Source organism: Chloroflexus sp., from assembly GCF_049970315.1.
GTDB lineage: Bacteria > Chloroflexota > Chloroflexia > Chloroflexales > Chloroflexaceae > Chloroflexus.
Window position 1 is genome coordinate 54157 of the sequence record NZ_JBMFNE010000010.1, and the last position, 12585, is coordinate 66741.

9 protein-coding genes are annotated in these 12585 nt (G+C 54.7%); 4 read left to right on the forward strand and 5 right to left on the reverse strand.

The annotated features are described in order from the left end of the window. Positions 1 to 89 precede the first annotated feature (89 nt). Positions 90 to 3068 carry a preprotein translocase subunit SecA gene (secA, locus tag ACP5OT_RS08875; RefSeq protein ID WP_424674473.1) on the forward strand — a complete coding sequence of 993 codons (2979 nt, stop codon included), beginning with the start codon at positions 90 to 92 and terminating at the stop codon, positions 3066 to 3068. A 121-nt stretch (positions 3069 to 3189) separates the two neighbouring features. Here the strand turns inward: secA and ACP5OT_RS08880 are convergent, their stop codons facing one another. The 4 genes from ACP5OT_RS08880 to gnd form a co-directional block, all read right to left on the reverse strand. After that, positions 3190 to 3558: a hypothetical protein gene (locus ACP5OT_RS08880; protein ID WP_424674474.1), complete on the reverse strand. Its 369-nt coding sequence runs from the start codon at positions 3556 to 3558 to the stop codon at positions 3190 to 3192. A 60-nt stretch (positions 3559 to 3618) separates the two neighbouring features. Further along, complete coding sequence (locus tag ACP5OT_RS08885) at positions 3619 to 4752, reverse strand: glucose-6-phosphate dehydrogenase assembly protein OpcA (protein WP_424674475.1); 1134 nt, start codon at positions 4750 to 4752, stop codon at positions 3619 to 3621. Positions 4753 to 4907: 155 nt separating this feature from the next. After that, positions 4908 to 6428, reverse strand: coding sequence for a glucose-6-phosphate dehydrogenase (gene zwf / locus ACP5OT_RS08890; protein ID WP_424674476.1), 1521 nt, complete (start codon positions 6426 to 6428; stop codon positions 4908 to 4910). A gap of 24 nt (positions 6429 to 6452) precedes the next feature. Then, positions 6453 to 7355 carry an NADP(+)-dependent, decarboxylating phosphogluconate dehydrogenase gene (gnd, locus tag ACP5OT_RS08895; protein ID WP_428111254.1) on the reverse strand — a complete coding sequence of 301 codons (903 nt, stop codon included), beginning with the start codon at positions 7353 to 7355 and terminating at the stop codon, positions 6453 to 6455. 190 nt (positions 7356 to 7545) lie between these two features. On the opposite strand from gnd, the gene ACP5OT_RS08900 reads away from it, so the two are divergent. Then, entirely contained in the window at positions 7546 to 8955 is a 1410-nt protein-coding gene (locus tag ACP5OT_RS08900) for an LCP family protein (protein ID WP_428111256.1), read from the forward strand. A 65-nt stretch (positions 8956 to 9020) separates the two neighbouring features. Here the strand turns inward: ACP5OT_RS08900 and ACP5OT_RS08905 are convergent, their stop codons facing one another. Continuing rightward, a complete protein-coding gene (locus tag ACP5OT_RS08905; protein ID WP_424674479.1) occupies positions 9021 to 10577 on the reverse strand; it encodes a PucR family transcriptional regulator in 1557 nt (518 codons plus the stop codon). A gap of 231 nt (positions 10578 to 10808) precedes the next feature. On the opposite strand from ACP5OT_RS08905, the gene ACP5OT_RS08910 reads away from it, so the two are divergent. Together ACP5OT_RS08910 and ACP5OT_RS08915 are read left to right on the forward strand one after the other, a co-directional pair. Continuing rightward, on the forward strand, positions 10809 to 11261 hold the full coding sequence (locus tag ACP5OT_RS08910; RefSeq protein ID WP_424674480.1) for a MarR family winged helix-turn-helix transcriptional regulator: 453 nt from the start codon (positions 10809 to 10811) through the stop codon (positions 11259 to 11261). 75 nt (positions 11262 to 11336) lie between these two features. Further along, complete coding sequence (locus tag ACP5OT_RS08915; protein WP_424674481.1) at positions 11337 to 12572, forward strand: extracellular solute-binding protein; 1236 nt, start codon at positions 11337 to 11339, stop codon at positions 12570 to 12572. Positions 12573 to 12585 lie beyond the last annotated feature (13 nt).

A 12585-nucleotide genomic window follows, 5' to 3' on the forward strand; every position in this document is an offset into this window, starting at 1 on the left:
GCGTCTGTTCGTTATGATGGCGCAGGCTCAGCGTTCTTACCAAAGACTAACAATCCACTGTGCAACAGCGCAGGATATAAGGAGTTCGTATGTTGAATTTTTTCCGGCGTTTGCTCGGCGATAGCAACGAGAAAGAAATACGCCGGCTACAGCCAATAGTGGAAGAGATCAACCGGCTTGGCCCAGAATTCGCCAAGCTGAGCGATGCCGAATTACGCGCCAAGACCGATGAATTTCGCCAGCGTCTTGCCGATGGTGAGACGCTCGATGATATTTTGCCCGAAGCCTTTGCGACGGTGCGTGAAGCTGCCGCGCGTACCATAGGTCTACGTCATTACGACGTACAGTTGATCGGTGGTATTGTGCTCCACCAAGGCAAAATTGCCGAGATGAAGACCGGCGAAGGAAAGACGCTGGTGGCAACACTGCCGCTTTACTTGAATGCACTGGAAGGCAAAGGCGTGCATCTGGTGACGGTCAACGACTATCTGGCTAAAGTCGGCGCCGGGTGGATGGGGCCGATCTATCACTTTCTCGGTTTGTCGGTTGGGTTTATCGCCCACGATCAGAGTGCGTTATACGATCCTGATTATATCGACCCCAACGCCAACCCGGAAGATCAACGACTCGTCCACTGGCGGCCTTGCACCCGCCGCGAAGCCTATTTGGCCGACATCACCTACGGCACCAATAACGAATTCGGCTTCGACTATTTGCGCGACAATATGGCCTACGATAAGTCGCAACTTGTTCAGCGTGAGCTACATTACGCCATCGTTGACGAGGTAGACAACATCTTGATTGACGAAGCGCGCACACCGCTGATTATCTCCGGCCCCGCGCAGAAGTCGTCAGACCTGTACCGGCAAATGGCGAAGCTGGTGCGCCAATTGCGACGCTCATCGGTGACGGCCAAACAGGTGAAGGAAGAAGGATTAGAGCCAGACGGTGATTTCTTCGTCGATGAGCGGACCAAGAGCATCTATCTTAGCGAAAAAGGGATTGAGAAGCTTGAAAAACTGCTCAATATCCCTGCCGGCGAGAGTCTATTCGATCCTGAACACTACGAAAAGACTCATTATGTCGAGAATGCACTCAAAGCGCAGTTCATCTACCAGCGGGACCGCGATTACATGGTGACGCCGAATGGTGAAGTGGTGATCATCGATGAGTTCACCGGCCGGGCCATGCCAGGGCGGCGCTGGAGCGACGGCTTGCATCAGGCCATTGAGGCAAAGGAAGGGGTGCCAATCAAGAACGAGAATGTCACCCTCGCTACTATCACGTTTCAGAACTACTTCCGTATGTATAAGAAACTGGCCGGTATGACCGGTACTGCGTATACCGAACGTGAAGAGTTCGCCAAAATCTACAATCTCGACGTGGTGGTCATCCCAACCCACAAGCCGATGATCCGTAAGGATCTGCCCGACCAGATTTACGCTACCGAAGAGGCGAAGTTCCGTGCTGTGTTGCGTGAAGTGCAAGAGATGCACGAGATCGGGCGACCGGTGTTGATCGGCACCACTTCAGTCGAGACATCAGAACGACTAAGCGCTATGCTAAAGCAAGCCGGTATTCCGCACAATGTGCTCAATGCGAAGCACCACGAGCGTGAGGCAGCGATTGTCGCACAGGCTGGACGCAAGGGGGCGGTGACGGTTGCTACCAACATGGCCGGTCGTGGTACCGACATTTTACTCGGCGGTAACCCCGATGGTCTGGTCGAAGAGTTCTTGCGCAAAGAGGGTCTGACGCTGGAAACGGCTACACCTGAGCAGAAGCGAGCAGCATGGAAAAAGGCTAAAGCGTTGACGGAGGCGGAAGGCGAGGAGGTGCGTCAGTTGGGCGGATTGCACGTGATCGGCACCGAGCGTCACGAAGCACGCCGGATTGACAACCAGTTGCGCGGGCGTGCCGGTCGCCAAGGTGATCCCGGCTCGTCACGGTTCTTCCTCTCCCTCGAAGATGAACTGCTGCGCCGATTTGGGCCGGTTGAGCGAATTAAGGGCTTGATGGAGCGGTTTGTGGAATCGGATATACCCCTGCAAGCCGGCTTGCTCGACCGCACGATTGAGAGTGCGCAGACGCGCGTCGAGGGCTACAACTTCGATATCCGTAAGCACACCGTCGAGTTTGACGATGTGATGAACAAGCAGCGTCAGATCATCTACGCCGACCGCAAGGCGATCCTTGACGAAGCCGATATGCGGGAACGGGTACTTGATCTGATGGCCGAAGAGATTCAGCGCCAGATCGATGAACATCTCAGCGATGGGGTTGATGAGTTCGGACTGACCGAGCTGTTGCGCGTGTACCGCCGGATTGACCCCACCCTGCCGGCAACCGTCACGGCTGAGACGTTGAAAGGCAAAACGAAGGAGGAGATCGAACAGTTCTTACTCGACCACCTTGAGACCACGTATGCCGAACGGGAGAAGGCTATCGGGCCGGAGGTGATGCGCACCGTCGAGCGACGGGTGATGTTGGGAGCCATCGATCGCCAGTGGGTCGATTATCTGACGGCGATGGATGAGTTGCGCCAAAATATCTTGTTGCAAGCGTATGCGCAAAAAGACCCACTGGTCGAATTCAAGCGCGAATCGTTCCGCATGTTCGACGAATTGAAGGCGAACATAGCGCACGACATTGTCTACAACATTATTCCGGCTTCGTTCCAGTATGAAGCGTATCTGCGCCAAATTGCTGAAGAGCAGGCACGTCGTTTGGCAACCGCACAAATTGCCGGTGGGAGCAGTGAGGTTGAACAAACGCGCAAGCCGCAACGACGCACTGTACAGCAGATCGGGCGGAATGATCCGTGTCCGTGCGGGAGTGGCAAGAAGTTCAAGCATTGCCATTTAGGTCGGGAGCATGAGCTAGCCGCCTTTATGAATAAGACACCGACGACGACACCGAAGGAAGAGCCGCAACCGGTGAAGCCGGCTATCGCTGAAGAGGCGGCGAAGATCAGGGCAGCGATTGATAATGGGACGTTGCCGGATGCAAGCACCAAGACACCTCGTGGACGACAACCTCAGGCTGTCCCGCGAGGGAAGAAACGATAAGAAGTATAACTCTCTCAGGAATGCGGCAGTATGACTGCCGCATCTCCGTTATCCGGTAGGTGTACCGTCGCAAACGTGAACCTACCGTACCTCAAAAACCACGTTCTTAGCGAAATCGCTGTTATATCGCCAAAAACGACAGATAAAAGATCAGCAAGAAAATAAACGAGACTGCATTGGCAATTAAAGCCGCCATATAACTAGCAGCAGCTTTGCGCTTGCGGATCAACATCAATACAAATCCCTCGACAATAACGGCTACCGCAAATGCAGCTACGATGACAAACAACGGATTTTCTAGAGTTAATAGCAAGCGGCTTAACAACACGATGACGACGGATGAGACCGCGCTAGCAACCACAACATCACCTAATGAACGGAACAATGGCTGCCATTTGATTTGCACCATTGCCTGCCACTCGATGAGGAGCATCAGAATGATGATGCCTACGCCTAGCGGACTTAAAAAGAGTTCGGCAAATGGAAACATCTACATCCATCCCTATTGACCACAACTACCCATCGCCCGATTATAGCGGATATTGGCTCACTACAAGGTAAAACGCTGGGCCAACCCGCCGGCAAGGTGGAGCGCTGCCGCAAACGTTCGGTCACGACTGAGCAGGCGCAGCTCGGTAGCGAGCAGATCGGCGAGCGTTGGTCGTTCGATGGATACTGTACGTTCGATCGGGGCTGTCCCGACAATCGTGGCTCGTGTGCAGGCGTGACCTTCATCGTCAATCAACTCGACAACGAAAGAGGCTTGCTGGTTGTCGACAGCTCGCATTGACAAACGCACGAAACCTTCGCCACCGTGCGGCACCGGACGAATTTCAACATTGACCAACCGGATCGCTGACGGCCCGACGCCAACTGCTGGACGGCGTAGATAGAGCCGAATGACCTCACCTTCCATCCCAACCGCATCTTCGAGTGGTATCCATTTCAGGCAACTGGCCAGCCAGCCCACAAAGAGCAGTGCGCCCACCGGATTAATGGTGGTGTTGGCAGCATATTCGATCACAATTTCGTCAATCCGATGCAAATGCGGCAAAAAGGGTCGCGTATCGAAAAACTGGGCAGTTAACTCACGCCACGGGGTCAGTCGAGTCCAGCCGAGATCACTTATCGCCGGCGACCCGTTGGTCGTCTGCTCAAAAGCCGCTAGTGCGCCGAGTTCACGCACCGGATCGGCAAACGTTGTCGAGTCGACGATAACACGGTCACATAAGCGGTAGAGGCGTTGGACCAACGGCTGGGTAAACGGTTGTGGGCCTGGTGCCCATAACACAACCGGGAGATCGGGTAAGAGTAAGGGAAGAACAAGACTGGCTAACTGACCGGCGGGGGCACCTTGTGCGCTAATCGTTACCTGTTCGCCACACACTTGTGTCCGACCCGCATTGGCGAGCGTACAAAGTGCTTGCACACTTGCCTGCAACTCGATCTTGTCCCCGGGCCGATCGATGACGATCACCATGCGATTAGGATGCTGAGCCGTAAGCACCGGCGCTACAGCCAGCGCTTGCTCAGCCCATTCGTCATTATATGCACGCACGATCAGGTTGAGCGTAAGCGCTCGAATCACTGCCTGTCCACCCGCATTGGGATGATTCGCCTGCTCTTGCCACATCTGATGTAACTCACGCTCGATGGCGTGAATATCAACCGTTGCTTCGCTCATACCTACTCCGTCTTGACATGGGCGATGAATATCAGCATAGATGTTGCCCTGCGATTGTCAGACCGGTGCCTCGCCCGCAAAAGCACCATCGCCGGGGAACACATCCCACTGCACGCATCGGCTATCAGGTTGGTGAATTGAAAAACAACACACCTTTATAATCGTCGCCATGATCGACCATCACGGGCAATAAAATCATCGGCTGCGGCCGGCCCCCAACTACCGGCTTCGTAATTGGGAAACGGTGGCGGTGGCCCTTCGGCCCATGCTTGTAAGATCGGAGTTAACAATGACCAACTGGCCTCGACTTCGTCGCGACGGGTGAAGAGTGTACTGTCACCGAGCATACAATCGAGTAACAACCGTTCGTAGGCATCCGGTGAGGTGACACCGAACGAGACCCCATAGCGAAAATCCATCGTGACCGGACGGATCTGTGGCTGACCGGGAGTCTTCGAGCTAAACTTCAGCGATATTCCCTCATCGGGCTGGATGCGTATTGCCAAAACATTGGGATCGAGATCGTTCAGGGGAGTATCGGCGAAGATCATCGTCGGTGCAGCTTTAAACTGAATAGCGATCTCGCTGACGCGTCGCGGGAGACGTTTGCCACTGCGAAGATAGAACGGGACACCTGCCCAACGCCAATTATCGATAAACAGCTTGAGTGCGACGTAGGTCTCGGTTTGGGACGTTGGCGATACCCCCTTTTCTTCACGATACCCACGTACCGGAATACCGTTCGCACTCCCCGGCCCATATTGGCCGCGCACCGTATCATTCACCGACAACGGGCGTACCGCGCGTAGCACTTTCACCTTCTCATCGCGCACGGCATCGGCATCATAAATTGCCGGCGGTTCCATCGCCACCAGACAGAGCAGTTGCATCAAGTGGTTTTGGATCATATCGCGCAACGCGCCGGATGTATCGTAATACCCGCCACGATCCTCCACCCCAATCGTCTCGGCGACGGTAATCTGCACATGATCGATATGACTCCGATTCCAGATCGGCTCGAAGATACCGTTCGCAAAGCGAAAAATCAAGATGTTTTGGACCGTCTCCTTGCCGAGATAATGATCGATCCGATACACCTGATCCTCCTGAAAGACCGATAATACCTCGGCATTGAGGGCCTGTGCGCTCGCTAAATCGTGACCAAACGGCTTTTCGATGATAATGCGTGTCCATCCATGGGAATGGGCAAGACCATGTGCGCCTAACTGGGCTATGATAGTTGGATACGCTTCGGGCGGCGTTGCAAGATAAAAGACTCGATTCCCAGCCGTCCCGCGTTCAGCGTCAATTGCTGCTAAACGTTCGGCCAGACGATCATACGCAGTGGGGTCGTCAAAGGTACCGCGATGATACTGGATACCCTGGGCAAAGCTTGCCCATAACTCTGGATCAACCTCACCTGAACGTGAATTGGCATTCACTGCTTGACGCAACAAATCGCGAAAATATTCATCAGTCCAGTCTCGACGGGCAAAACCGACAACCGAAAAGCCGCCGGGCAAGCGACGTTCACGGGCCAAGTTGTAGAGAGCCGGCACGAGTTTGCGACTGGTAAGATCACCACTGGCACCGAAAATGACCATAGTACATGGCTCGGGAGTACGAGCGATGCGCAATCCGGTGCGCAGTGGATTCTGTTGTGCTAACGTTGTCACGATGGTAAACCCTGTGTTCAAGCCCTATTCCACTTTCTTCACCGCATGACCACCGAATTGCTGGCGTAACGCTGCGAGCACCTTCGCACTAAAGCTATCTTCCTGACGCGACCGGAAGCGCATTTGCAGCGACAGGGTAATGATCGGAGCCGGGACATCGAGATCAATACTCTCTTGAACCGTCCACCGTCCCTCACCACTATCTTCAACATAACCGCGGATACCGCTCAGATCGGCATCGGCAGTAAAGGCCCGCTCGGCCAACTCGAGCAGCCATGATCGCACGACACTGCCCTGATTCCAGAGATGGCTAATCTTGGCGAGATCGAAATTGTAACGCGATTGACGCAGAATCTCAAACCCCTCGGCATAGGCCTGCATCATGCCGTATTCGATACCGTTGTGAATCATTTTGACGAAATGACCGGCACCGTGCGGCCCACACAACAGATAACCATCCGGTGGGGCCAGCGTCTGCAATAGTGGCTCAACGAAGCGGAACGTCTCTTCGTCACCGCCGATCATCAAACAATAGCCGACGTGCAACCCCCAGATGCCACCACTCACGCCGGCATCGAGAAATCGCAACCCATGCGCCGTCAATTGCTCCGCATGCGCAATACTCGCTTTGTAGTTATTGTTTGCGCCATCAATGACAATATCACCCGGCGTCAATAGCGGGATAAGTGCTGCAAGATGTTCGTCGGTGGCTGCACCTGCCGGCAACATGAGCCAAACGACGCGCGGTGGGGTCAGCATCGCAACCAGATCGGCCAAACTATCGGCAGCGATCAGATCGTGCTCGGTCGCCAACTCATGGGCTTTCGCCACTGTACGGTTATAGACAATCACCCTATGACCGCCACGGCGTAGCCGAATCGCCATATTGGCGCCCATGCGACCAAGACCGATCAGTCCAACTTCCATGATCTACTCCTTGACAACTCCAAATTATTAGACGATTGACAATTCAGACACAGGCATTATACTCCGGTCTGAGAATGGAAGTTTCGGATGAACGAGCATCGTTGCTCGCTACTCCTCACCCATTACGCAGACGATCTGTCTATTGACACGTGCTAGCGTTCCAACATTCACCTGGCTATGGAGTATATCTATGCCGAATCAACCACCTTCAGGCCACTCACCTTACACCGATACAACGGTAGTTATGCGGCGTACACCTGATCCCAAACAACACCGTCGTTCATCACCACCGAGCACACTTCCCCCAAGCTGGTACCGGTTATTTGGTCGAATTATTCTCGGTCTGGCGATACTGATGGTGGCCGTAGTAGGCATCGGATACTGGCAGATCCACCAATTGGCTCGGCAGATTGTCGTCGCCGATCCACGCGGGTCGGCATCGGCCTCACCGCTATTGGGAGCAAACATTCTGGTAGTCGGGGTAGACATCCGTCGTGACCGTCCTGAAGACGGGGTACGTAGTGACACGTTGATGTTAGTACGATTAGACGGGAGGAAAGGTTGGATCAATTTGCTTTCGATCCCACGCGATACCCAAATCGATCTCCCTGAGCGAGGACCGAGCAAGATCAATGCTGCGTATGCCTACGGTTATCGGCATGCCGTCGACCTGTACGGTGAGGGAGTTACACCGGAGCAGGGGGGTATGGCCCTCGCCGCCGAGACGGTTAGTTCCTTCCTCAACCTCGATCAGCGCGGCATGCGGGTTGATTACATTGTTCAGATCGACTTCGATGGCTTCGCCGCCCTGATCGATGCGCTTGGCGGGATAACCATTGATGTCCCCCGACGGATCGTTGACGATGCCTACCCCACACCCGATTACGGCATGATGCGGGTTGAATTTGAACCCGGCCTACAACGAATGGACGGTGCTCGTGCGCTGATGTACGCTCGTACCCGCCACGCCGATAGCGATTTTGGTCGCACCGAACGTCAGCAACAGGTTGTGCAGGCAATTATGCAAGAGATTCGCCAACGCAACTGGGTCGAGCGTGTCCTCCTCTTGCCACGAGTCCTGCAAGCTGTGACCGGCAACGGCACAACACCGGCCATCATCACAACCTTGCCGTTGTCGAATATTGATACGCTACTGGCGCTAGGGCATATCGCCATGACCCTCGATCCGGCCCTGATCGGGCGTTATCGGATTGAACCGAGCAAGGTGGGTGTCACTACGAACGGCACTAACCTGATTTGGGATTCCAATGACATAGCTACACTCGTCGACCGGTGGTTAACCCCACCGGGAGAAGCGAGCGAACAGGCACGAGTCCAAGTTTTCAACGGTGTCGGTGTGAAGGGGCTAGCACGGTGGACGAGTGACGAGCTACAGGCGCACGGGTTTACCGTCCTCATGCCGGCCGATGCGCCACCAGGAGACTACCCACGAACTATCGTCTATCAGGTCGGTGATGCCCCCTTTACCGCCCGTCGCCTTGCCCAAGTACTTAACGCCGATCTGGTGAATGATGCACCGCCGGGGATCGTGAGCGAGGCTGAGATTGTGGTGATCGTAGGGAAAGACCGCGCCCCGTAATGATTGTGGCTGACGATTCCGCAGACACACAGGCACCGTCGCAAATGATACGACCTGTGCGTCCATTATCCATCGTCTAGGGTCGCCAGGATACGATGGACACGGATCGCCAACCATAAGGCAAAATACTCTTCAGCATTATCGAGATCCATCCCGCTAATTTCTTTGATCCGTTCAAGACGATAAAGAAGTGTATTCCGGTGAATGTATAACGCCTCAGAAGTTGCCCGCAGATTACCGAGATGGTTAAAATAGGCTTCGAGAGTCTTGATCAGATCGGCGTGCTGGCGTGCATCGTACTCCGCAAGGCTAGCCAACGTCTCACGATAAAACGACCACAGTTCAGGCGTCTCACGCAAACGGATTAACAAGCGATACACACCAAGATCGGCAAAAGCCAACACGCGATCATTGCCAAAAAGCTGGCGTCCAAGACTCAACGCTTGCTCAGCCTCTTCGAGCGAACGTCGCCATTCAGACAAATGCGCTACCGGCGTACCCATCGCTATCACCAGATTGGGGTGATCTGGCAACAGTCGTTCGCGTAACTGCTCGGCCAACTCGCGCGTTCGGGCGATACTCACCGTCGGTATCATACAAAGCACACTACTCTCACGACGCGAGATCGGCGCGTTGATATTGAGGTGCTTCAACTCACTCTGAATATTGGCCGCCGCACGTCCTAAGGTTGCCACACTCGCCGCATCGATATGTATCAACAATGCGGTATGAGGCATATTCAGCGTATAACCAAGCTCTTGACCGCGCTGGATCGCGGCGGTGAAATCACCGGAGGTACCGACCAGAATACTGGCGATAAAGTCACCGCGCAGCCGTTCCTCAGCCGCCTGTACGGCTTGTTCCTTCGCCAGCTCTAACGCCAACGCCAGCGCACCCCGCTGCACAGCCGTCTGATCCCACCGATCAAGCGTAGGACCGGCAATGGCGACGTAGCCGGTTGGTACATTTTGATTACCGATCGGCTCAACCCAAACCTGCTGATTGAGCAACATTATCTCACCACGCGCAGTTGGGCGCAAAGCCTGCAACGCCAACCGCGCCTGACCACGCCCACGTTGCGCGCGCAGTACGCCGTTTGGAGCATAACAAGCGATACTCTGGCCGGTCCGCTCGTGCAACAGATCGAGTAACCCGCCGATCCCGCCACCTTGCAACGAGCACTGGGTAAGCAAGTCGTACAGTTGAGCAGCGCGACGTTCAAACTGCGCTTCATAATCGGTAATCAAACGCTTAATCTCGCGCTCAACTTCCCGTAGATCGGCATCATCGGGCAATTGCAACAATGGTAACCGGGCTTCCTCCGCCGCCTGCACATCGCTCGGCGTGATGGCACCTAAGGCAACCACCCCGGCAATTGGCACCGGTGCTTGCGCCAAGCGACGTATCAATACGTCCAGCGTTAACCGTGGATCAAGCGCTTGTGCCGCTGCAACCGATAGCAAGGCAAGTTCACCGCCGCGAAGTTCGGCAAAGGCTGGTAATGTTGCTCGCAGGGTGGCAATCCAAGTCACTTGACGGCCTAAGCCAGCAGTACCGGCAGCTACCGTGGTTCCATCCGGCAACGCCAATCGCACAACATCGCGCACGGTGATGGTTGTCATACAAACCCAACAACAATCGTTATCACAGAGTCTAATTCATATTATACCCGTTTCTGAACCGTATCGATAAGCACCGGGAAGCCCATCGGCTTCGGCAGCAGAGGTACAACGTCACTGCTTGACAAACAGTTGTCTCATGGGATATAATCGCTTACACAATAATTCAAAATACAACTATTCGATTGACAACAAAGTAATTCTATGGCGCCATCCGGCATCGAGCAGCACCGTATGATCCAAGAAATTTATGTTCTGCTGGACGATGGCGATCGTCGCGTATTACGCCAATTCCAGCTCAATCCTACCCAGTACGCAGCACTGTTGCTGCTGGATGAGCACCATGGGGTACGGTTGTCGGATCTGAGCCACTATCTTTTGATCGACAAAAGTAGTACCACGCGCCTGGTCGATCGGTTGTGCGCTCTTCATTACGTTGAACGAGTAGCGGATCCAACCGATCGGCGAGTTCAGCGGATCGTTCTCACGCCACAGGGTCGTTTACATCTGGCAAAGGTACGAGCAGCTCACCGTGAATCGCTTATCCGACGGTGGTCGGTGCTTGATCAAGCTGAGTGCGATACGCTTACCCGCTTGCTGCTCAAACTCCGCCACCAATTGAACATCTCGCAGCACGGTAAGTTTGATACAAAGGGAGGTGATCTATCGCTCGAATCTGATCGTTAATGGACATACTCAACAACTCTCGAACGGTGTTATATGGTTGATTAGGCACTGTTGCCTCGAACAAAGGAGGAACTTGTGAAGCGTTCGATGTTTTCACTGCTTACCCTGCTCGCTCTGTTCGCTACCTTCCTCGCTGCTTGTGGTTCAGCTCCCACTCCCGCTCAGCCGACATCGGCCCCCGCTCAACCGACTGCTGCTAGCCAACCTGCTACCGGCGGAATGGCGATTACCGGTACTGTCACGCTCTGGCACGCCTACGGAACCGGCAGCGCCGAAGAGAAGGCCATCAATCTACTGATCGACCGTGCCCGTGCTGCGTATCCGCAGGCTACCATCAATGTGTTACAAATCCCATTCGACCAGATTTTCAACAAGTTCAACAACGAAGTATCGTCCGGTGGTGGGCCTGATATGTTCATCGCCCCGAACGATAGTCTCGGTAGCCAGATTCGCGCCGGCGTCTTGGCCGATCTCAGCGAGTATCAGAGCATGCTGACCGATGTCGCGCCGACCGGTGTGGCCGGTATGTCGCTCAATGGCAAGCTATACGGTATTCCCGAGTCGTTCAAGGCGGTAGCGCTCTATTACAACAAGAGCAAGATTACAAACCCGCCAACAACGACCGATGAGCTGTTGGCCATGGTCAAAGAGGGCAAGACGCTGGTGCTCAACCAGAATGCCTACCACAATTTCGGCTGGTTGCAGGCATTTGGCGGCCAACTGATGGATAATAACGGCAAGTGCATTGCCGATCAGGTCGGTGGTCCTGAGTGGTTCGCTTACCTCAAGGCGTTGAAGGAGGTGCCAACCGTCACCTTCTCGACCGACGGTGGGCAGGCCGATTCGTTGTTCAAGGATGGCAAGGCCGACATGATCATCAACGGCCCTTGGGTACTCGGTGACTACCGCGCCGTGTTAGGCGATAACCTCGGTGTGGCACCGATGCCAGGCGCTACCAAACCTGCCGGGCCGCTCACCGGTGTTGATGGCTTCTACGTTAGCATCAACAGCCAAAACATTGCCGGTGCCGTCGCATTAGCAATGTTCCTGACCAGCCCTGAGTCGATGAAGGTATATGTCGACGAGGCCGGTCATGTGCCGGTAAGCACCAAAGTTCAGATTTCCGACCCACTAGTGCAAGCGTTTGCCCAAGCTTCGGCGACCGGTGTACCACGGCCACAGATTCCTGAACTCGACAACTACTGGGGCCCCTTTGGCGACGCCATGACGAAGGTACTCGATGGTGGCGCCGATCCGGCTGCGGCTGTGGCCGAAGCCTGTGCGCTGATGAACACCGCAAACGGTAAGTAAATGCCTGTACCTT